Origin of the sequence: Pseudarthrobacter cellobiosi, from assembly GCF_023913755.1 — a bacterium.
Classification (GTDB): Bacteria; Actinomycetota; Actinomycetes; order Actinomycetales; family Micrococcaceae; genus Arthrobacter; species Arthrobacter cellobiosi.
This window is the reverse complement of the sequence record NZ_JAMXBJ010000030.1, coordinates 38,783-59,811: the sequence shown is the minus strand read 5'-3', so window position 1 is coordinate 59,811 and position 21,029 is coordinate 38,783. Positions and strand designations below refer to the sequence as shown.

Annotated in this window: 22 protein-coding genes; 15 read left to right on the top strand and 7 right to left on the bottom strand. The window is 66.3% G+C overall.

Annotation, left to right across the window (positions count from 1 at the left end):
* The first annotated feature begins 61 nt into the window (after positions 1-61).
* The 8 genes from NG696_RS03495 to NG696_RS03460 all read left to right on the top strand — a co-directional run bounded on the left by NG696_RS03495 (position 62) and on the right by NG696_RS03460 (position 7,590).
* Positions 62-1,276, top strand: coding sequence for a thiolase family protein (locus tag NG696_RS03495; protein ID WP_252564574.1), 1,215 nt, complete (start codon positions 62-64; stop codon positions 1,274-1,276).
* A 2-nt stretch (positions 1,277-1,278) separates the two neighbouring features.
* On the top strand, positions 1,279-1,938 hold the full coding sequence (locus NG696_RS03490; RefSeq protein WP_252564572.1) for a 3-oxoacid CoA-transferase subunit A: 660 nt from the start codon (positions 1,279-1,281) through the stop codon (positions 1,936-1,938).
* Positions 1,939-1,940: 2 nt separating this feature from the next.
* Complete coding sequence (locus tag NG696_RS03485) at positions 1,941-2,633, top strand: 3-oxoacid CoA-transferase subunit B (protein WP_252564570.1); 693 nt, start codon at positions 1,941-1,943, stop codon at positions 2,631-2,633.
* 117 nt (positions 2,634-2,750) lie between these two features.
* On the top strand, positions 2,751-3,563 hold the full coding sequence (locus NG696_RS03480; protein WP_252564569.1) for an IclR family transcriptional regulator domain-containing protein: 813 nt from the start codon (positions 2,751-2,753) through the stop codon (positions 3,561-3,563).
* 140 nt (positions 3,564-3,703) lie between these two features.
* A complete protein-coding gene (locus NG696_RS03475) occupies positions 3,704-4,918 on the top strand; it encodes a Re/Si-specific NAD(P)(+) transhydrogenase subunit alpha (RefSeq protein ID WP_252564567.1) in 1,215 nt (404 codons plus the stop codon).
* Positions 4,918-5,253 carry an NAD(P) transhydrogenase subunit alpha part 2 gene (locus NG696_RS03470; RefSeq protein WP_252564565.1) on the top strand — a complete coding sequence of 112 codons (336 nt, stop codon included), beginning with the start codon at positions 4,918-4,920 and terminating at the stop codon, positions 5,251-5,253. Before NG696_RS03475 ends, NG696_RS03470 begins: the two co-directional genes overlap by 1 nt.
* On the top strand, positions 5,250-6,623 hold the full coding sequence (locus NG696_RS03465) for an NAD(P)(+) transhydrogenase (Re/Si-specific) subunit beta (RefSeq protein WP_252564563.1): 1,374 nt from the start codon (positions 5,250-5,252) through the stop codon (positions 6,621-6,623). The genes NG696_RS03470 and NG696_RS03465 overlap by 4 nt, the downstream gene beginning before the upstream one ends.
* Before the next feature lie 49 nt (positions 6,624-6,672).
* Positions 6,673-7,590 carry a diacylglycerol/lipid kinase family protein gene (locus tag NG696_RS03460; RefSeq protein ID WP_252564561.1) on the top strand — a complete coding sequence of 306 codons (918 nt, stop codon included), beginning with the start codon at positions 6,673-6,675 and terminating at the stop codon, positions 7,588-7,590.
* Between the two features lie 73 nt (positions 7,591-7,663).
* Here the strand turns inward: NG696_RS03460 and NG696_RS03455 are convergent, their stop codons facing one another.
* The 6 genes from NG696_RS03455 to purB all read right to left on the bottom strand — a co-directional run bounded on the left by NG696_RS03455 (position 7,664) and on the right by purB (position 12,763).
* The gene (locus tag NG696_RS03455; protein WP_252574049.1) at positions 7,664-8,503 is read right to left on the bottom strand and encodes an ACT domain-containing protein; all 840 of its coding nucleotides are present in this window, start codon (positions 8,501-8,503) and stop codon (positions 7,664-7,666) included.
* A 78-nt stretch (positions 8,504-8,581) separates the two neighbouring features.
* Complete coding sequence (locus NG696_RS03450; protein WP_141138805.1) at positions 8,582-9,208, bottom strand: thymidine kinase; 627 nt, start codon at positions 9,206-9,208, stop codon at positions 8,582-8,584.
* 110 nt (positions 9,209-9,318) lie between these two features.
* Positions 9,319-9,753, bottom strand: a complete 435-nt coding sequence (locus NG696_RS03445; RefSeq protein WP_082575848.1) for an acyl-CoA thioesterase — start codon at positions 9,751-9,753, stop codon at positions 9,319-9,321.
* 75 nt (positions 9,754-9,828) lie between these two features.
* On the bottom strand, positions 9,829-10,332 hold the full coding sequence (locus NG696_RS03440; protein ID WP_056341852.1) for a GNAT family N-acetyltransferase: 504 nt from the start codon (positions 10,330-10,332) through the stop codon (positions 9,829-9,831).
* A 98-nt stretch (positions 10,333-10,430) separates the two neighbouring features.
* On the bottom strand, positions 10,431-11,102 hold the full coding sequence (locus tag NG696_RS03435; protein WP_252574047.1) for a histidine phosphatase family protein: 672 nt from the start codon (positions 11,100-11,102) through the stop codon (positions 10,431-10,433).
* A 218-nt stretch (positions 11,103-11,320) separates the two neighbouring features.
* Entirely contained in the window at positions 11,321-12,763 is a 1,443-nt protein-coding gene (purB, locus tag NG696_RS03430) for an adenylosuccinate lyase (RefSeq protein WP_252574045.1), read from the bottom strand.
* Between the two features lie 189 nt (positions 12,764-12,952).
* Between purB and NG696_RS03425 the strand changes: the two genes are divergently transcribed.
* Complete coding sequence (locus NG696_RS03425) at positions 12,953-13,255, top strand: hypothetical protein (RefSeq protein ID WP_058930722.1); 303 nt, start codon at positions 12,953-12,955, stop codon at positions 13,253-13,255.
* Positions 13,255-14,772, top strand: a complete 1,518-nt coding sequence (locus NG696_RS03420) for a hypothetical protein (RefSeq protein ID WP_252574043.1) — start codon at positions 13,255-13,257, stop codon at positions 14,770-14,772. Before NG696_RS03425 ends, NG696_RS03420 begins: the two co-directional genes overlap by 1 nt.
* Positions 14,773-14,816: 44 nt before the next feature.
* Here NG696_RS03420 and NG696_RS03415 read toward each other — a convergent pair whose 3' ends face one another.
* Positions 14,817-15,245 (bottom strand): phage holin family protein, encoded by a 429-nt coding sequence (locus NG696_RS03415; RefSeq protein ID WP_104062888.1) that lies wholly within the window; start codon positions 15,243-15,245, stop codon positions 14,817-14,819.
* An 83-nt stretch (positions 15,246-15,328) separates the two neighbouring features.
* Between NG696_RS03415 and NG696_RS03410 the strand changes: the two genes are divergently transcribed.
* From NG696_RS03410 to NG696_RS03390, 5 genes are all read left to right on the top strand, one after another.
* A complete protein-coding gene (locus NG696_RS03410; protein WP_252574041.1) occupies positions 15,329-16,447 on the top strand; it encodes a histidinol-phosphate transaminase in 1,119 nt (372 codons plus the stop codon).
* 149 nt (positions 16,448-16,596) lie between these two features.
* Positions 16,597-17,877: a thiamine pyrophosphate-dependent dehydrogenase E1 component subunit alpha gene (locus NG696_RS03405; RefSeq protein WP_252564541.1), complete on the top strand. Its 1,281-nt coding sequence runs from the start codon at positions 16,597-16,599 to the stop codon at positions 17,875-17,877.
* A complete protein-coding gene (locus NG696_RS03400; protein ID WP_252574040.1) occupies positions 17,877-18,857 on the top strand; it encodes an alpha-ketoacid dehydrogenase subunit beta in 981 nt (326 codons plus the stop codon). Before NG696_RS03405 ends, NG696_RS03400 begins: the two co-directional genes overlap by 1 nt.
* 58 nt (positions 18,858-18,915) lie before the next feature.
* Positions 18,916-20,388, top strand: coding sequence for a dihydrolipoamide acetyltransferase family protein (locus NG696_RS03395; RefSeq protein ID WP_252564537.1), 1,473 nt, complete (start codon positions 18,916-18,918; stop codon positions 20,386-20,388).
* A 27-nt stretch (positions 20,389-20,415) separates the two neighbouring features.
* Positions 20,416-21,024: a phosphatidic acid phosphatase gene (locus tag NG696_RS03390; RefSeq protein ID WP_252574039.1), complete on the top strand. Its 609-nt coding sequence runs from the start codon at positions 20,416-20,418 to the stop codon at positions 21,022-21,024.
* Positions 21,025-21,029 lie beyond the last annotated feature (5 nt).

The window sequence follows — 21,029 nt, the reverse complement described above, 5'->3', positions numbered from 1 at the left end:
CCTCAAAACGACACTTACTGCTACCTAGTTGGGACCAACCAAAGAATTCAGAGGAAGATTCATGAACCAGGCCTTTATCTACGACGCGGTCCGGACGCCGTTCGGCAAGTTCGGCTCAGGCCTCGCCGCCGTCCGCCCGGATGACCTTGCCGCGCACGTGATCAGGGAATCCGTGAAGCGGGCCCCCGGGCTGGACACTGAGCGGATTGATGAAGTGGTGTTCGGCAACGCCAACGGCGCCGGTGAGGAGAACCGCAACATCGCCCGGATGGGCACGTTGTTGGCCGGCCTGCCGGTTTCGATTCCGGGCACCAGCGTGAACCGGCTCTGCGGTTCGTCGCTGGACGCGGCGATCATCGCCTCGCGCCAGATCAATGCCGGCGACGCGGAGCTGATGCTGGTAGGCGGCGCCGAATCGATGTCCCGGGCCCCCTGGGTCCTGCCCAAGACGGAGAAGCCCTACCCGGCCGGGGACATGACCCTGGCGTCCACCACTTTGGGCTGGCGCCTGGTGAACAAGGCCATGCCGAAGGAGTGGACCATCTCCCTGGGCGAGGCCACCGAACGGCTCCGCGAGAAGTACGGTGTGACCCGCGAGCAGCAGGACGAGTTCGCCGCGAACTCGCACAACCTCGCCGCCGCCGCCTGGGACGAGGGGTTCTACGACAACCTGGTGGCCCCGGTTCCGGGCACTGACCTGGTCCGCGATGAAGGCATCCGCGCTGGCTCCTCGGCGGAGAAACTCGCCGGGTTGAAGACCGTGTTTCGCACCGAGAATGGCACCGTCACCGCCGGGAACGCGTCCCCGCTGTCCGACGGCGCCTCCGCGGCCTGGATAGGCAGCGAGAACGCCGCCAGGCTGCTGGGGCTGGAACCGCTGGCCCGCATCGCTGGTCGCGGCGCGCACGGCAACGATCCGCAGTTCTTCGGCTACGCCCCCGTGGAGGCCGCGAACAAGGCCCTCGCGAAGGCGGGCATCGGCTGGGACCAGGTGGGCGCCGTCGAACTTAACGAAGCGTTCGCCGCACAGTCCCTGGCCTGCATCAACGCCTGGGGCATCGACCCCACCATCGTGAACCGGCACGGCGGCGCGCTCGCCATGGGCCACCCCCTCGGCGCGTCCGGCACCCGGATCCTGGGCACCCTCGCCCGGAGTCTGCAGGCCTCCGGTGAGCGCTGGGGCGTCGCCGCGATCTGCATCGGCGTGGGCCAGGGCCTCGCCGTTGTCCTCGAAAACGTTACGGCCGGTACCGGCACCAGCACAGGAAAGGCATAACGATGCTGAATTTTGTTGACACCGTAAGTGAGGCCGTGTCCGGCATCAAGGACGGCTCCACCGTGATGATCGGCGGCTTCGGCAACGCCGGCCAGCCGTTCGAACTGATCGACGCGCTGATGGACTGCGGCGCCAAGGAACTGACCGTGGTGAACAACAACGCCGGCCAGGGCGACCAGGGCCTGGCGCTGCTGATCAAGGAGGGCCGGGTGAGGAAGATGATCTGCTCCTTCCCGCGGCAGTCCGATTCCTGGCACTTCGATGCCAAGTTCCACGCCGGCGAGATCGAACTGGAGCTAGTGCCGCAGGGCAACCTGGCCGAGCGGATCCGCGCCGCCGGAGCCGGCATCGGCGGGTTCTTCACGCCCACCGGCTATGGCACCATGCTGGCCGAGGGCAAGGAAACCCGCATCATCGACGGCCGCGGCCAGGTGTTCGAGACGCCCATCCACGCCGACGTGGCGCTGATCAAGGCCCTGAAGGCCGACGGCGTGGGGAACCTTGTGTACCGCAAGACCGCGCGGAACTTCGGCCCCATCATGGCCGCCGCGGCCAAGCACACGGTGGTCCAGGTGTCCGAGATCGTCCCCACCGGCGGGCTTGATCCCGAAAACGTCGTGACTCCCGGTATCTACGTCAACAGCATCGTGAAGGTGGCCTGAAAATGAGCGCACAGACCAACAGCCAGGCCAGCATTCAGACCAGCAACAAGCCCCTGGGCCGCGATCAGCTCGCCGAACTCGTGGCCCGGGACATCGCGCCCGGCTCGTTTGTGAACCTCGGCATCGGCCAGCCCACTCTGGTCTCCAACTATCTCAAGCTGGAACAGAACATCACGCTCCACACGGAGAACGGCATGCTGGGCATGGGTCCCGCGGCTGAGGGCGACGACATCGACGGCGACCTCATTAACGCCGGCAAGATCCCGGTCACGGAACTGCCGGGGGCGTCGTACTTCCACCACGCGGACTCGTTCGCGATCATGCGTGGCGGGCACCTGGACATCTGCGTCCTCGGCGCGTTCCAGGTCTCGGCCACCGGTGACCTTGCCAACTGGCACACCGGCGCCCCCGACGCCATTCCCGCGGTGGGCGGCGCGATGGACCTGGCCACCGGAGCCAAGGACGTGTTTGTGATGATGACGCTCCTGACCCGCGAGGGCGTGTCGAAGATCGTGGAAGCGTGCACGTACCCGCTCACCGGCGTGGGCTGCGTGACGCGCGTGTACACCGACAAGGCCGTCTTCCTCACCGGGCCCGACGGCGTCACTGTCCGTGAGACGTTCGGCTGCACCTTCGAGGAACTCCAGGACCTGGTGCCCGTCCCGCTCAAGCCAGCCGCCGCCGTCGCGCTCTAACCCACCCCCGGCGCGAACGGACACTTAAGCCCCCACCCGCGAACTGGCAGCAGATCCCCTCAAACCCAAGTTTTGAAGGGATTACCTGCCCGTTCGCGCCGAATAGGATTGGTGACCATGACCAACGCACCTGCAGACTCACGGGCCGCCCCGCAGGCGAGTGACCAGTACGTGCAGTCGCTGGCGCGCGGGCTGGCCGTGATCCGCGCCTTTGATACCGACCACCCGGTCATGACCCTCACCGAGGTGGCGGCCCGGACGGACCTGACCAGAGCCACGGCCCGGCGCTTCCTGCACACTCTCGTTGAGCTGGACTACGTACGGACCGACGGCAAGACGTTTGCGCTCACGGCCAAGGTCCTGCAGCTCGGCTACGCCTACCTCAGCGGGCTGTCCCTGCCGCAGCTGGCCCAGCCCCACCTGGAGGAACTGTCCCTCAAGCTGGGCGAATCCACCTCGGCGGCGGTGCTGGACGGCACGGACATCGCCTACATCGCAAGGGTGACCACGCGCCGCATCATGAACGTGGGCATCACCGTGGGCACCCGCTTCCCGGCCTACGCCACGTCCATGGGCAGGGTGCTGCTCGCGGCCCTGCCGTCCGCCGAACTGAAGGACTACCTGGCAGCGGCGGAGATTAAACCGCTGACGCCGCGCGGGCTGGGCACTGTTCCCGAGCTGCTGGTGGTGCTGGGCACCGTCCGCGCCCAGGGCTGGTGCCTGCTGGACCAGGAGCTTGAAATCGGGCTGATGTCCGTTGCCGCTCCCGTGTACGACGGGCCAACCAAAGCGGTGGCCGCGGTTAACGTGTCCCTCCAGGCCCAATCGGTGGCGGCCCAGCCGGACCCGGAAGCGTACCTGGCCGCCGTGGCCCGCGAAATCGTGGCTACCGCGAAGCTCGTCTCGGCGGACCTGACCGCGCGGCGCTAAACGCCCGGTGCTGACCGTGGCAGGCAGTCGCGCGAACGGGCAGCAAATGCCCCCAAAACGCGAATCTGAGGGAATTAGCTGCCAGTTCGCGCAAGGGGTCATAGACTCGAGCCAACTACGTCCGTAAGGGAGTTGGCGGTTTGAAACTGGGCATACCGCGGGAACGTCATGAGGGTGAGCGGCGTGTGGCCGCCACGCCGGAAACGGTCAAGCAGCTGGCGGGGCTTGGCCTGAACGTCCTGATCGAGGCAGGAGCAGGGGCCGCCGCCGGCCACTCAGACCACGATTACGCCGACGCCGGCGCCCGCGTCGTCCAAGACCTGGATCCCGGCGAACTGAACGTCCTGGTCCACGTCCGCCCGCTGGAACCCCCGACGGCGGCAGCCCTAAAGAGGGGCGCCGTCACCGTTGGCCTGGCCTCGCCGTCGTCCGAACTCGCCACCGTGCAGGCGCTCGTCGAGGCCGGCGTCACCGCCTTCGCCCTGGAACTGGTGCCCCGCATCTCGCGCGCCCAGTCCATGGACGCGCTCAGCTCCCAGGCCCTGGTGGCCGGTTACCGCTGCGTGCTGGAAGCCGCCATCCGGCTGCCGCGCTTTTTCCCGCTGTACATGACTGCCGCCGGCACTGTCCCGCCTGCCCGTGTGCTGGTGCTAGGCGCCGGGGTTGCCGGGCTGCAGGCCATCGGCACAGCTAAACGGCTGGGGGCCCGGGTCTCTGCCAACGACATCCGGCCCGCCTCCGCTGACGAGGTCGCGTCGATGGGCGGCACGTTCATCAAACTGGATCTGGAAACGGCGGAGGCTTCGGGTGGCTACGCCCGCGAACTCAGTGCCGACCGCGGCGCCCTCCAGCGTGAACTCCTCGCCCCGCACGTCGCCGTGGCGGATGTCCTGATTACGACGGCGGCCGTCCCGGGCAGGCGCGCACCGCTCCTCGTGAGCCGCCAAATGGTGCAGGGCATGCGCCCCGGCTCCGTCGTCGTCGACCTCGCTGCGGAGTCCGGCGGTAACGTCGAGGGCGCTGTTCCCGGCGAGGACATCCTGGTTCCGACCGCCGACGGGCAGGGCCACGTCACGCTGGTGGGGCTGAAGGACGCACCGTCCGCGATGGCGCAGGATGCGTCCCGCCTGTATGCCAAGAACGTGGCCAACCTGCTCGCCCTGATGGTCCGGGACGGCACCGTTGCCCCCGATTTCGACGACGACGTGATCGCCTGCGCGTGCCTCACGCACGACGGCGCGGTGCGGCACCTGCCCACGGCCGAGGCCCTGGCGGCACTTGTCCCCGCCCTGCCCGACCATGCGCCCCGGGTCCCTATCCAGGACGACAGCATCCAGAACGAGGGGGGAATCTGATGGACGGCATGAGCCTGCTGACGGTCACGGTGCTGGCGGTGTTTGTGGGCTTCGAAGTGGTTTCCAAGGTCTCCAGCACCCTGCATACGCCCCTGATGTCCGGAGCCAACGCCATCCACGGCATCATCCTGGTGGGCGCCATCATCGTGGCTGGCCAGGCCGCGGACCCGTGGATTCTGGCCGTGGCGCTGCTGGCCGTGGTCCTGGCCACCGCAAACCTGGTGGGCGGCTTTGTGGTGACGGACCGGATGCTGCACATGTTCCGTGCCCGCAAGGACGTCGTCCGCCAGGAAGCTCCGGCTAAGGAAGCCAGCGGCAGGGAGGAAGCAAAGTGACCCTCCTCGATCCAGTCTGGACCTCGCTCCTCTACCTCGCCGCGGCAGTGTTCTTTATCTTGGCGCTTCGCGGCCTCAGCTCGCCCCGGACCGCCCGGCGGGGGAACCTGATCGGTGCTTTCGGTGCGCTGCTCGCCGTCGTCACGGTCTTCGTTTCCGCCCGGCTCGACAACATCCCCTGGATCATCGGTGCCATCGCGGTGGGGACCGCCGTGGCCGCGCCGGTGGCCCGGCGGGTGCAGATGACCCAGATGCCGCAGCTCGTGGCCCTCTTCAACGGCGTGGGCGGCGGCGCCGCAGCCCTGGTGGCGCTGCTGGAACTCAGCCACACCGCCGACCCCTGGGTCCGCCTCGCCATCGTGTTCACCCTTCTGGTGGGGGCCGTATCCTTCGCCGGATCCGGGGTCACCTTCGCCAAACTCCAGGAACTCATGACCACCCGGCCCATCGTTTTTCCGGGCCTCCCCTTGGTGATGGCCGCGGTGCTGCTCGCCGCCGTGGGCACCGCCGTCGCTGTCGTCCTGACCGGTTCCCTGGCGCTCGCGGTGCTGCTGATGGTGCTGGGCTTGGCCGCGGGTGCACTGCTGGTGCTGCCGGTGGGCGGCGCGGACGTGCCCATCGTCATCTCGCTGCTGAACGCGTTCACCGGTCTGGCCGTGGCGGCGTCCGGCGTGGTGCTGGGCAACGTGCTGCTGGTGGTGGCCGGCACGCTGGTGGGCGCCTCCGGTACCATCCTCACCCGGGCCATGGCCGCCGCGATGGGCCGCAGCGTGGCCGGCATCCTGTTCGGCGCCTTCAAGGGAGGTTCGACGGCGGGATCCACCGCCGTGAGCGAACGCCCCGTCAGGTCCTCCAGCGCGGAGGACGTGGCGGTGCTCCTGGGCTACGCGCAGCGGGTGATCATCGTGCCCGGCTACGGGCTGGCGGTGGCGCAGGGCCAGCACACCGCAGCCGAGCTGGCCCTGGCCCTCGAAGCCCGCGGCATCGAGGTGGACTTCGCCATCCATCCCGTCGCCGGCCGCATGCCCGGGCACATGAACGTGCTCCTGGCCGAGGCGAACGTGCCGTACGAATCGCTCAAGGAGATGGGCGAGATCAACTCCGAGTTCCGCATGGCCGACGTCGCTTTGGTGGTGGGCGCCAACGACGTGGTGAACCCGGCAGCGAAGACGTCCTCCGGCTCGCCGATCTACGGCATGCCCATCCTGGAAGTGGCCGACGCCCGGCAGGTGATCTTCCTGAAGCGCTCCATGCGGCCAGGATTCGCGGGAATTGAGAACGAGCTCCTGTACGAGCCGCAGACCTCGCTGCTCTTCGGCGATGCCAAGGATTCCCTGGCCAAGGTGCTGGGCGCGGTGAAGGCGCTCTAGCGAAGTACGCTGTCCCCAAGGCCCAATTCCCACGTCAGCGAAGGACACCATGACAGCCAACAGCTCCACTTCCCTCAAGCGCCCGGCCATCATCATCAATCCTGCCAAGCCGGTGGACATCGACGTCCGTGCCCTGGCGGCCAAACACTGCTCGGAGAATGGCTGGGGCGAGCCCATCTGGCTGGAGACCACCAAGGAGGATCCCGGCGTCGGCCAGGCGAAGGAGGCACTCAAGCAAGGGGCCGACGTCGTTATTGCGGCCGGCGGCGACGGCACCGTGCGGTGTGTGGCCGAGGTCCTTTCCGGCGGGGACGTGCCCATGGGATTGCTTCCGTTCGGCACGGGAAACCTCTTCGCCCGGAACCTGGGCATGGATGTCACGGACTTTGACGGCGCCATGGCCGGGGCCCTGGCGGGCACCGAGCGGAAGATCGACGTGGTCCGGGCCGCCCGCAATGATCCGGACAAGGAGCAGGTCTTCCTGGTCATGGCCGGAGTGGGCTACGACGCCACCATCATGGCCGACACCAATGAGGACCTCAAGGACAAGGTGGGCTGGCTGGCCTACGTGGACGCCGGTATCCGGAACCTGCCGGGCAAGCCGGTGAAGGCAACCATCGTCCTCGACGGCAAAACAGTAGTGCACCGCGGGGTCCGCAGCGTGATGGTGGGCAACTGCGGCAAGGTCCAGGGCGGACTGGAGATCTTCCCGGACGCCAAGATGGATGACGGCTTGCTGGACGTGGCCGTGCTGGCACCCAGGGGGAAATTCGGGTGGTTCTCCGTAGTGGCCGGCATGATCGGCAAGGGCCGCGGTAAAGACACGTCCGTGGAGTACTACCAAGGCAAGTCCGTGGAAATCACGCTTGAGCACAATGACGATTACCAGCTCGACGGCGACCACGAAGGCGACGGAAAGCACGTCCTGATGACCATTGAGCCCGGCGCGTTGACCATCCGGATATAACCCAACTAGGTAGCGCTATCTGTCGTTTTGAGGCCCTATAACGACAGATAGCGCTACCTACATTGGCTGGGACCTACATGCGGGGTGCTGGCGCCGGCCGGTGGGCCAGGATTTCGGCGAGCTCGGCGAGCCGGTGCGCGCGGGCTGACTCGGCGGGCGTGAAGGGTTCGCCGGGACGGGCGAAGGTGATGGGTCCGTGCCAGGCGGTGGGGATCTTCAGGCGGGTGCCGGCGTCGTCCGCTTCCAGGGTGGCCTCTGCGGGGGTGAGGATGCGGGCACGAAGCAGCTCGGCGACTGCCAGCGGCAGCTCGTCCGGGGCATCGGCGATCCTGGCCGCTAGGCTCAGCGCCTTCGTCTGACCGTCCGCCATGGCCAGCGCGGTGGTGGGCCAGACCCGCGAACTTGAGCCGCCGCCGTCGTGCAGTGCCTCCAGCAGGTGCCGTTCACTGAGGTTCCCCGGCGCCGAGAGCACAAACTCGTCCAGCACGCCGCCGGCAACAGGGTGAACGTGGATGCTGAGGATATTGGTGTCCAGGCGGGCCAGCGCCCGGGTGATCTTCTGCAGCGAACCCGGGTGGTCCTGCAGTACTGTGCGCGCCCGCCACAACGCCGGTGCGCTGCCCAGCTTCCTGTGGTGCCGGAGCGCCGGCGCGTGCAGCCAGCCGCGGAGCATCCGGGCGGCGGAGGGCTCCGCCACCCAGATCACCAGCACGGTGGCCGTGAGCGTGAGGACCAGCACCTTGGCAAGATACGGCAGGTGCGTTCCCACCACGAGGGCGTGGACCAGCAGTTCGATCGGGAGCATAACGGCCACGTTGGCCAAGGTCAGGCGGGCCTTGGTGGGTTCCGGCATCAGGCCGCAGACTTCACAGCTCAAATCAGCCGCGGCAGGGTTCCTTGCGGTGGGCTTCATGCCTCAAGGATCACAGGGTGGTGTTTCGGCGGCGTTGCCCTGCCGTTCCGATTGTGGGAACAGGCTGCGGGGGCAAACTCACGAGCCCAGGCGGCCGCCGGACTCCTCGAGATAGCAGGAGCCGCAGAGGGACTCGTACCAGACGTCCTGGCCGTCGATGGCCACCTGGTCGCCGTCGAACACTACCTCGTTGCCAACGCGACGGGTGTTGAAGATGGCCTTGCGCCCGCACCGGCAAATGGTCTTGAGCTCTTCCAGCGTGTGGGCGACCTCCATAAGCCGGCGCGATCCCGGGAAGGCGCGGGTCAGGAAGTCTGTCCTGATGCCGTAGGCGAGAACCGGCACGTTGTCCAGGACGGCGATGCGGAACAGGTCATCCACCTGGTCCGGGGTGAGGAACTGGGCCTCGTCCACCAGCAGGCAGGCCACCGGCTTCTGGTCCACGTGCTCCAGCAAAGCATCGGGGTCGTCCCCGGCCGCATGGGCGGCGAAGAGCTCGCGCACGGGGGTGGTGGCGGAGATCAGGAAGTCCACGGACCGGGTCATGCCCAGCCGGGACACGATGTCGGTATCGCCTTTGGTGTCCACGTCGGGCTTGGCGAGAAGGACACGCTGGCCCCGCTCCTCGTAGTTGAAAGCGGCCTGCAGGAGCCCGGTGGACTTTCCTGAGTTCATGGCGCCGTAGCGGAAGTAGAGCTTGGCCAAGAGGGTCCTTTCAATGGGTCCGGCTATCGATCCTATGCCGTTCTCCACAGTGACCCATGGCGGTGGCCCATGGCGCCCGGCCGGGCGGCGTAGGGCGCGTCCCGCCGTCGTCAGTCCTGAATGAGGGTTTCCGTCAGGTGATGCGTGGGAATCCGGTCCCGCTCATAGGTGATTTCGGTGTAGCCGTGGGGCTCGGGCTTGCCGGCCGGGCTGAGGTTCACAAAGACGATCTCTTCGATTGTGAGGATGCTTTGGCGGGTGATCATGTTGCGGACTTCGGCGCGCATGGTCAATGACGTCCGGCCGAAGCGCGTCGCCGTCAGACCCATTTCCACCAGGTCTCCCTGCACTGCGGAGCTCACGAAGTTGATCTCCGAGATGTACTTCGTGACCGCGCGGCCGTTGCCAAGCTGGAGGATGGCGTAGATTGCGGCTTCCTCATCGATCCATTTCAGCAGGCTGCCGCCGAAGAGGGTCCCGTTGGCGTTCAGGTCCTCCGGCCGGATCCATTTGCGGGTGCGGAAGGTGATGTCAGTGGATTCCATATGGCGAGGTTAGCGTGCCGCGGCGCAGGTTACGTGGTGGCAGTTGTTGTGTAACGGACCGCCGCCGGATTTGGCTCAGGCCATGGCAGTGTGGGCGGCGCTGTGCGAGTCAATCGACTTGGCGTAGCAGTACGAGTGCTCCACGCCCACGTAAGCGCCAAAGTTGGGGACGGAATCGAAGCCGGAGTTCTCGTAGAAGTTCCGGCCGTCCGGCTGCGCCGAGCCTGCTTCGGCCTTAATGCGTGTGATGCCCTGCTTGTGCGCCTCGGCTTCGAGGGCCGCCAGGATGGAGCTGGCCACGCCAGAGCCGCGCGTATACGGGAGCACGTAGAGCCGCTTGATTTCGGCCGTGGCGCTGTCCAGGAGCCTGAGTCCGCCGCAGCCCACGGGCTGTCCCGAGCCTTTGTCGTACGCCACCAGGAACACGGCACAGTCAGCGCCCGACGGCGGGGTCCCCGGTTCGTGGTCAGGGGTACCGAAGCGGGCGTCCAGTTCCGCCTGCTGGGCCCTGCGCAGGTCGGCGCCCACGGGGTTGGCCCAGGTGACCTGCCTGATGTTGAGCCGTGGGTTGGTCTGCATCGCGAGCCTCTTTCGCCGGAAGGGTGATGCAGATCAAGCCTACGACCCCACCGTTAACGCCGTGTTTCCTGTGCGTAAGGGGATGGAGAATTTGCCTGCTATCCCTGGGTGCCCGTGGGGTCCTCGGCGGTCGGATCCGCGAGAGCGAGGCCGCCCACCGGGCTCCCGTCCCAGTGGATCAGCTTCCAACCGGCGCCGGGGTCCCCTTCCAGGGCCACGATGCCCGTGTTGGACAGGACGTGGCGGGCCGCGAACTCATGGTCGGCGCCGGCGGCGTGGAGCCCGGTCCAGGTGCGGATGGCCGCGCCATGACTCACCACGGCGGCGACGGCGGAGCTCCCGTTGCTGGCCGCGCGCTCGGCAATCCGGTTGATGGCGGCGTCGTACCGCTCGAAAAACTCGTGGCCGTCCGGGCCGGCAGGCATCCGGCGGTCCAGGTCACCGGCTGCCCACGCGAACACCGTGCCCATGTATCGCATGTGCGATTCGTGGTCGGTCAGCTTCTCCAGTGCCCCTGCTTCGATTTCGTGCAGGCCGTCCAGGACTTCAACCTCGAGTCCTTGGAGCCGGGACAATGGCGCGGCCGTGATCTGTGTCCGCAGTAGCGTTGATGCGTACACTGCGCCTATCTGCTCGTTGGCCAGGGACCGAGCCATGGCCTCGGCCTGGCGTTCTCCCAGCTCGGTCAGCCCCGGCCCCGGGTGGGCGGTGTCCAGCTGGCCGAGTACGTTGCCGGGGGTCTGTCCGTGGCGGATGAGGAGCAGCTTCATGACTCCAGTTTCGCATCCGGCGGCGAGATCCGGCGTCTGCCTGCCGGGACGACGTCGGGCGTTCCTGCCCAGTTGCTGGTGCCCGCTTGTGGCAAGCCACGGCGTGTCGCCCGGAAACGCCCGATCCTGATCGAGCAACTGGGCGGGAACAAACAAGCGCCGGGCCCCCTCAGGAGCCCGGCGCCGCCGTCGTACTTCTTGTGCCCGTGCGGACTTGCTTACTTGAGGTGGTCCACCAGCTGGTCAGCGATGCCCGTGTACTTGCCGGGCGTGAGGGCGAGCAGCCGGGACTCGGCGTCGGGGGAGAGGCCCAGGCTCTGGACGAATTCCTGCATGCGGGCGGCGTCCACACGCTGTCCGCGGGTGAGGTCCTTGAGGCGCTCGTACGGGTTTTCCATGCCTTCGACGCCGGCGATCGCTTCGGCACGCATGACCATCTGGATGGCCTCGCCCAGAACTTCCCAGTTGGTGTCCAGGTCCCCGGCGAGCACGTCTTCGGCAACATCGAGGCGGTCAAGGCCCTTGGCCACGTTGGAGATCGCCAGGAGGGAGTGGCCGAACGCCACACCGATGTTGCGCTGGCTGGAGGAGTCGGTGAGGTCGCGCTGCCAGCGGGAGGTCACAAGCGTGGAGCCCAGCACGTCCAGGAGGCCGGAGGAAATTTCCAGGTTCGCTTCGGCGTTCTCGAACCGGATGGGGTTGACCTTGTGCGGCATGGTGGAGGATCCGGTGGCGCCGGCCACGGGGATCTGGGCGAAGTAGCCGATGGAGATGTAGCTCCACATGTCCGTGCAGACGTTGTGCAGGATCCGGTTGAACCGCGCGACGTCGGCGTAGAGCTCGGCCTGCCAGTCGTGGCTTTCGATCTGGGTGGTCAGCGGGTTCCAGGTCAGGCCCAGGCCCTCGACGAAGGACTTGGCCACCTGCTGCCAGTCAGCGCCGGGGACAGAGGCCACGTGGGCTGCGTACGTGCCGGTGGCGCCGTTGATCTTGCCCAGGTAATCGGTCTTCGCGATCCGGTCCAGCTGGCGGGTCAGGCGGTGCGCACTGACTGCCAGTTCCTTGCCCAGGGTGGTGGGCGTGGCCGGCTGGCCGTGCGTGCGGGACAGCATGGGGACTGCGCGGTTGACCTCGGCCATCTTGCTGATTTGGGCAACGAGGGAGCGTGCGGCGGGCAGCCACACGTCCTCCACAGCACCCTTGACGCCCAGGGCGTAGGAGAGGTTGTTGATGTCCTCGGACGTGCAGCCGAAGTGGACCATGGCGGTCAGGTTCTCGATGCCGATGGCGGGCAGCCGGCGGCCGATGTAGTACTCCACAGCCTTCACGTCATGGACGGTGACGGCTTCGATTTCGGCGAGCTCGGACACCGAGGCGGAGTTGAATTCGGTGACGATCGCGCGGAGCTCTTCCTGCTGTTCCGCGGTGAGCTGGCCGGCGCCGGGAAGGACATTGTTGCCGGTCAGGTGGATGAGCCACTCGACTTCCACGGCCACGCGGTCACGGTTCAGGGCTGCCTCGGACAGGTAGTCAACGAGGGGCGCAACGGCGGACTGGTAACGGCCGTCCAGCGGACCCAGGGCGATCTGGTCCGGTGACGCGGCGAGGGCCAGGCGTCCGGAGGGCGTGCGGGTATCAGCTGTGGCGGCAGTTTCAGGCATGTGCTGATTCTTTCATGAACTCCTCACTGCCGCTTAAGCGGTCCGTCGCATGTGAACAGCGGCGTGACTTGTCCACATAGCCGACGGCGGTGCTTCCGTCGAGTGGGCGGCTTTCCGTAGCGTCGGGGTTCAGGAGTTGGCCTTGGCGGACGAGAAGTTCGGGCGGGTATCCGGGAGGGGGGAACGGGCATGGGCAGTGACGTGACGGCAGCCGACATGGCGGCATGCATGTCCCGAGGTTATGAGGTTCAGCAGTTGGCGGCCCGGGTTGACCTTTGCTTGGGCAGGGTGGAAAAGGTCCTCGGCGGCTTTCGCGAGATCCAGCTTTTGGACTGGCAGTCACCTGCCGGGAGGGCGTACAGGAACTCGGTGGCTCTGCAGGAGGTGGCTCTAGGGAGGGCGAGGGTACGGCTCGAGGATGCGCTGGCTTCGGTGAAACGCCACGCGCAGGCGGTGGGAACGTCCGCCGGCAACCCGGCGGGGCGGTACTGATGGCCGAGGTGACGCCATCCGGCAGCGGCGGCCCTATCCAGCTGACAGGGCCTGCCGTGGACGGGGGCATGGAAATCAGGGGCGGCGTTGACGGCATCAGTTTTCAGTTGGAGGAGCTCGTAGGCGGTGCGGAGAAGCTCGACGCTGCTGCGGGGGAGCTGGCTGCCGTGGAAGTGGAGGTTCGCCGCATCTGGGAAGACCTGTGCCTGTACCAGGATGAAGCGCGTTCCACCGGAACGGCGGCCCTGATTGGCGTCGGAGAGGCGCAGTGGAGCGTCCAGGCCGTCCGTGCGGAGCTGCAGGGAATCAGCAGTCAGGTGCGGGACTGCAAAAGGGACTACGAGGCGGCTGAAGCGTGGGCGGGATTCTCGCGCGGAAGTGGCGGCGGACTGACGAGCCCCGAAACCCTTGGCAGGCTGGCGGTAGACCTCGGCTTGGGTCCGGTTCCCAACAGGGAGGTCACGGAACTCGCCGTGGGACCTATTGCCATGGCTGCCTTGCTGGCAGTCTCCCCGGAGCGCTTTTGGGTAGCGCTCGCGGCAGACCTGACGGCGGGCAGGCATATTGCGGCGGCCGTACCTTTGCTCGCCGGTGTGTCCGGGCGTTCAAACCGAATCCTTCAGCCGCGTTCGGTCACGTTGGAAAAGAAGGAAACGCTGCCCATTGAATTCGACGGTTCTCCGGCTGCGTTGTTGGAACGGGCACGGATCATCGATGAACGCGGTGAAGGCTACATCGAAGTCGTCGAAGTGGATAACGGGGGACAGAAGGCCTACGTGGTGGTCATTCCAGGAACGCAGACGGGAGGTGAAATGGGCGGAGTGAATCCCTTCGATGAAGCCGGCATCGTTGAAGGGCTGGGCCACAGCTCCGCAGAAATCAACGCAGCGGTGTTTCAGGCCCTGCAGGCTGCCCGCGCGGAAAAGGGGGCATCCGTAGTGGCCGTGGGTTACAGCCAAGGTGGAATCCATGCAATGAACATGGCGGCCGACGATCTATTCCTTAACGAGTACGACATGAAATATGTCCTCACCGCCGGGTCTCCCGTTGGTGGCATTGTTCCGGACGCCGACGTCACTGCTCTTCACCTGGAGCACAGGCAGGATTGGGTGCCCGGCACTGACGGTACACCGAACCCGGACGCCCGAAACCGGGTTACGGTGACCCTCAACAGCCCAGTAACCACGCCCGAAGGTGGCGAATTCGGTATTGGGCCGGGCCACAATCTCAACAACTACCAGGGAGCCGCGCGGCTCGTCGCAGCAAGCGACGATCCCTCGCTGATGGCGTCAACCGCGGTTCTTGGCGGCGTCCTGGGGGCAGGCGGCACGGCAACGGCCACCCGCTTCGCGCTGTCCCGTTCGAAGCCTCCCGAGACCGCGATTGCCCCTGGGGCGGTGCCAACGCCCATGGCGCAGGCGCCACCTCAGCCGCCGCAACCCTCAGCGCAACCGTCCTCACCCCAGCCGGTGCGACGTGATAGTCCGGTGCCGTCGCCGCAGCCGACACAGCGCTAAATGATGCTGCTACGCAATCCGGCCGAGCAGATCTGGCTCGCCGGTCAGCGCCTGCCGGCGCCGGTCAGCCGCCCGGCAACCAGCGAAATGAGTGTGATGATGATGGCCGCGAGGACGGCCGTCCAGAAGAACGAATCGATGGTGAAGTTCACCGGTGTGTAACTGCTGAGCCAGGACGTCAGATACAGCATGGCGGCGTTGATGACGATGGTGAACAGTCCCAGCGTGAGGATGGTGATGGGCAAGGACAGGAAGCTGACCAGGGGGCGGACAAACGCGTTCACCACGCCGAAGATCAGCCCGATAAACAGGTACGCGAGAACGACGCCGATGGTCTCCGTGCCCTGCGTGACGCCCGTGGTGGCCACCGCCTCGGTAGTGGCGGAAGTTGAGATATCCAGGCCCGGCAGTATCCAGCTGGCAATCCAGAGGGCCAGCCCGTTGATAAGGACTCGAACAATAAAAGAGCGCATAGGCCCATGCTGTCACACTGCCCCTGGGCCCCGCCTGAGCGCCCACCCGGCCCGTGCCGGTCAGGCGAAGTAGGCTAGTTTGCATGACTTCATCAGAGATCCTGCCTGGCGAAATCCGGCCGCGCCCCGTGGTTGGCCGGCTACCCCGGTACGCCGCAGGAAAGCCTCCCGTCGCCGTGGATGGGCTGGCCAGCTACAAGCTGTCCTCCAACGAGAACCCCCTGTTCCCTCTTCCGGCAGTGCTGGAGGCAATTTCCAACCAGACGGACTTCAACCGCTACCCCGATCCCCTCAGCAGCAAGCTTCGGGCGGCGCTCGCCGAGTTCCTGGCAGTGCCGGCCGAGGACGTGGTCACCGGCGCCGGAAGCCTTGGCGCCCTCAACCAGTTGCTGTCCACGTTCGCCGGCCAGAACGACGACGGCAAAGCGGACGAGGTGATCTATGCGTGGCGGTCCTTCGAGGCGTATCCCATCAGCGTGGGCCTTGTGGGTGCGGAGAGCGTCCGCATTCCGCTGACGGCCGAGGGACGCCACGACTTGGATGCCATGGCTGCAGCCGTAACGGTCCGCACCAAAGTCATCCTGCTCTGCACCCCGAACAACCCCACCGGCCCCATCCTGACCACTGCCGAAACGGAGCGGTTCATCCAGGCGGTCCCGTCCGACGTCGTGGTGGTGATTGATGAGGCGTACCAGGAGTTCGTCCGCGCCAACGATGCCGTGGACGGCATCGCGATGTACCGCAAATACCCGAACGTTGTTGTACTCAGGACGTTCTCCAAGGCGCACGGGCTGGCCGGCCTGCGCGTGGGCTACAGCGTCTCGAACCCTGTGCTGACCCAGTACTTGCGCGTGGCGGCCACACCCTTCGCCGTGTCACAGATCGCTGAAAATGCAGCCATTGTGTCGCTGCAGAATTACCCCCTGGTTGTAGAAAGGGTACAAAGCATCGTGGACGAACGAACCCGCGTAACCTCCGGACTGCGCGAACTCGGCTGGTTCGTACCCGAGGCGCAGGGCAACTTCGTCTGGTTGAACCTGGGCGAAAACAGCTCGGAATTTGCCGAACTGGCGGGCACGCAGGCGCTTTCGGTGCGAGCCTTCGGCGGCGAAGGCGTGCGGGTCAGCATCGGCGAGGCAGAGGCCAACAGCCGGTTCCTCGATCTCTGTGCAAACTATACAAAGGCGCCACGACGTTCCTAGCGCTTAACATGCATCAGGAGCGGCACCTACTGAAGATAAAGTAAGGACCAGTAAGCCAATATATATGCCAACACAGGAATGCATTCCTCTAGCGGCATATATCCCAGCGACATTGCAATGCATCCGCATGCGGCAAGCAAGGAGACGGTATGGGCGCCACACATCTGCCCTCCACCGAGTTCGATGAGACAGCGGCAGACGACCAACTCGAGGCTGAGGCCGAGGCCCAACTGGGCAGTCCCGTCGAGCCTATGGTGCAGCTGCTGGCGCCTGACGGGACCCTGGGGACGGATCCGGTCTTCTCCGCGTATGCGGATCGGCTGGACGGTGAAAAGCTGCGTGGCTTCTACGCTGACATGGCCAAGATCCGCCGCTTTGATGTGGAGGCAACCGCACTCCAACGCCAAGGCCAGCTGGCCCTGTGGGTCCCGCTGACCGGCCAGGAGGCCGCGCAGATCGGCTCCGGGCGGGCCAGCCAGCCGCAGGACTACATCTTCCCCACCTACCGCGAGCACGGCGTGGCGCTGACCCGCAATGTGGACCTCGCGGAGCTCCTACGCCAGTTCCGCGGGGTTTCGAACGGCGGCTGGAACCCGAAGGACACCAACTTCCATCTCTACACCCTGGTCCTCGCCGCGCAGACGCCGCATGCCGTCGGCTACGCAATGGGGATCCAGCGGGACCAGAAGGCGGCCGCCGCAGTCGCCGCTGATGGGGCGCAGGACCGGCCGGCCGAGCCCAAGGCCGCGGTGATGGTCTACTTCGGTGACGGGGCCAGTTCCGAGGGCGATGTCCACGAATCCATGGTGTTCGCCGCCTCCTACAACGCGCCGGTGGTGTTCTTCTGCCAGAACAACCACTGGGCCATCTCCGTTCCCAGCTCGGTGCAGACCCGCATTCCGCTGTCCAACCGCGCCAAGGGTTACGGTTTCCCGGGAATCCGGGTGGACGGCAACGATGCGATCGCCGTCCACGCCGTGACCGAGTGGGCGCTCGAACATGCCCGCGAGGGCAAGGGGCCGGTGCTGATCGAGGCGTTCACCTACCGCGTCGGTGCGCACACCACGGCTGATGACCCCACGAAGTACCGGGAATCCGCCGAGGAAACCATATGGCGGGCCAAGGATCCGCTTGACCGCCTGGAAAAGTACCTCCGTGCCCAGGCGCTGGCCGATGACGCGTTCTTTGACCAGGTCAAGGCCGACGGCGACGAACTCGCCGCCTACGTCCGCAAGACCACCTACGACCTCGAGACCCCGGACATCCGGACCGCCTTCGCCAACACCTATGTCGAGGCCCACCCCCTGGTGGCCGAGGAATTGGCCTGGTTTGAGGAGTACAGCGCAGGCTTCGCCGAAACGCCGGAGCACAACAGCGCTGAACCTGGCAGCCCGGACCCGGATGAAGCAGCGACAGGAGTGGCCCGCTGATGACCACCATGACCATAGCCAAGGCCATTAACGAGGGCCTGCGCGCCACCCTGGACAACAACCCGAGGACCCTGCTCATGGGCGAGGATATCGGGGCCCTGGGCGGCGTCTACCGCGTCACCGACGGCCTCCTCGCGGAGTTCGGCGCGGACCGCGTGGTGGACACCCCACTCGCGGAGTCCGGCATCATTGGCACCGCCATCGGCCTTGCCCTGCGTGGCTACCTGCCCGTCTGCGAGATCCAGTTCGACGGGTTTGTGTTCCCCGGCTTCAACCAGATCACCACCCAGCTGGCCAAGATGCACGCCCGCAGCAACGGCAACCTCACCGTTCCCGTCGTTGTGCGGATCCCTTACGGCGGCGGCATCGGCTCCATTGAGCACCATTCGGAATCACCCGAGGCGCTGTTTGCCCACACCGCAGGCCTGCGCATCATTACACCGTCCAACGCCCACGACGCCTACTGGATGATCCGGCAGGCCGTGGAGTGCCAGGACCCCGTGATCGTCTTCGAACCGAAGCGCCGCTACTGGCTCAAGGGCGAGGTTGACACGGAGTCGCCCGGCGCGTCGGCCGATCCCTTCAAAGCTCACGTGCTCCGCGAGGGCACGGACGCCACCGTGGTGGCCTACGGCCCGCTCGTGCCGGTCGCCCTTGCCGCAGCAGACGCCGCGGCCGAGGACGGCCACAGCATCGAAGTCATCGACCTGCGCTCCATTTCGCCGATCGACTTTGACACCGTCACGGCGTCCGCCAAGAAGACAGGCCGGCTCGTGGTGGCGCATGAGGCACCGACCTTCGGCGGCATCGGCGGCGAGATCGCGGCCCGGATCAGCGAACGGGCATTCCTCTCACTGGAGGCGCCCGTGATCCGGGTGGGCGGCTTCCACATGCCGTACCCGGTGGCCAAGGTCGAGGAAGACTACCTCCCCGACATCGACCGCATCCTCGAGGCGCTGGACCGCGCCCTGGCCTACTAGGCGCAGGCACCTTCCCCGCCCACGCATCCCGCTCACGCTTGCCGCGAAAGAGGACATCATGACTCTGAACAAGTTCAATCTGCCCGACGTGGGCGAAGGCCTTACCGAGGCGGAAATCGTCGCCTGGAAGGTCAAGCCGGGGGACACCGTTGCCATCAACGACGTTCTGTGCGAGATCGAGACCGCCAAGTCGCTCGTTGAGCTGCCGTCCCCCTTCGCCGGCACCGTCACCGAGCTGCTGGTTCCCGAGGGCGTGACCATCGACGTCGGGACCGCCATCATCAGCGTCTCAGACGCCGTCTCCGGTGACCCGACGCCGGCCGATGTCCCGGCCCCTGCAACTCCGGTCCAGCCGTTGTACGGCAAGCTTCCCGCGGACGACGACGGCACTTCAGGCAGTGCCCTGGCCGGCGGTCCGCTGGTGGGATCGGGCCCCAAGGCCGACGCCGTCAAGCGCCGTCCCCGGAAGGCGGCACCTGCCGCCGAGGCCCGGTCAGCACCGGTCCCGGCGATTTCGACAAGCTCAATCACCGAAAACCCGGTGGTCGAGCCTGTCGAGACCCAGACGAGCTCAACCACCGGAATGGTCGATGACCGGCCCACTCTCGGCGGAACGATCACGGGCCTCGTGAACCGCGTCCTGGCCAAGCCTCCCGTCCGCAAGATCGCCCGGGATCTGGGGATCGATCTCGCCGATGTGGTGGCCACCGGCTCCCGCGGCGAAGTCACGCGCGAGGACCTGGTCAGCTACCAGTCCCAGCGCGATGCAGAGCTGGACCAGGCCGAGGGCTTCTGGGGCAAGGCAGGCAAGCCGCAGGACCAGCGGATTGAACGGATTCCGGTCAAGGGCGTCCGCAAGGCGACGGCCAAGGCGATGGTGGAGTCGGCTTTCTCCGCGCCGCACGTGAGCATCTTTGTTGATGTTGATGCCAGCCGCACCATGGAATTCGTCAAGCGGCTGAAGGCTTCACGCGACTTTGAGGGAATCAAAGTCTCACCGCTGCTGATCCTTGCCAAGGCCGTCATTTGGGCTGCAGCCAGGAACCCCAGCGTCAACGCCACCTGGGTGGACAACGTGGACGGGACCGATGCCGCGGAGATCCAGGTCAAGCACTACATGAACCTCGGCATCGCCGCAGCCACCCCGCGCGGGCTGATGGTTCCCAACATCAAGGACGCCCAGGACCTGTCGCTCAAGGAACTGGCACTGGCCCTGAACAACCTGGCCACCACAGCCCGGGCGGGCAAGACCCAGCCCGCCGAAATGCAGGGCGGAACGCTCACCATCACCAACATCGGTGCGCTGGGCATTGATACCGGAACGCCGATCATCAACCCGGGTGAAGTGGCCATTGTTGCCTTCGGAACCATCAAGCAGAAGCCCTGGGTCCTGGATGGAGAGGTCATCCCGCGCTGGATCACAACGCTCGGCGGCTCGTTTGACCACCGCGTGGTCGACGGTGACCTGTCCGCCCGCTTTATGGCCGACGTCGCCGCGATCCTTGAGGAGCCAGCGCTCCTGCTGGATTAGGACGCCGGGGCTAAGAACATCAACACTGTGAACCAAGCCGCCATTCGGTCCAGGAACCGCACAGCCAGATGGCTGACCGAGGTGTTCCAACCGCCGGTGGTGGTGACGCTTCAGCTGCTTATCAGCCCTGTGGTCGAGGCCGGATTCCCAGGCACCATCGGCTATGGAGCCTTGGCTGCGCTGTTTGTGTGCATACTGCCGCTCATCGTGCTCCTGGGGCTCGTAAGGCTGGGCAAGGTCACGGACCACCACGTCAGCAACCGCAAACAGCGGGCACCCGTACTGCTCATGGCGCTGGCCTCCGTGGTCGCCGGCCTGATGGTGCTGCAAGCTGCCGGTGCACCGCGAAGCGTGATGGTTATGGTGCTGGCCATCGTCGGCGGCATCATTGTCTTGGCCGCCGTGAGCCCCTTCTGGAAGATCAGCGGTCACGCGGCGGGGGTGTCGTCGGCGGCAGTTATTTCCGTCCTGATGCTCGGTCCGGCCTCGCTGCCGTTACTCCTGTTGGTTCCCGCCGTCGGCTGGTCCCGGGTGGTGCTCCGCGCGCACACCCTGGCGCAGGTGGTGGCCGGTTCGCTGTTCGGCGGGATAGTGATGGCAGTCCTGTGGTGGCTTCTGCGCGGCTGGCTCCTCTAGCGGAA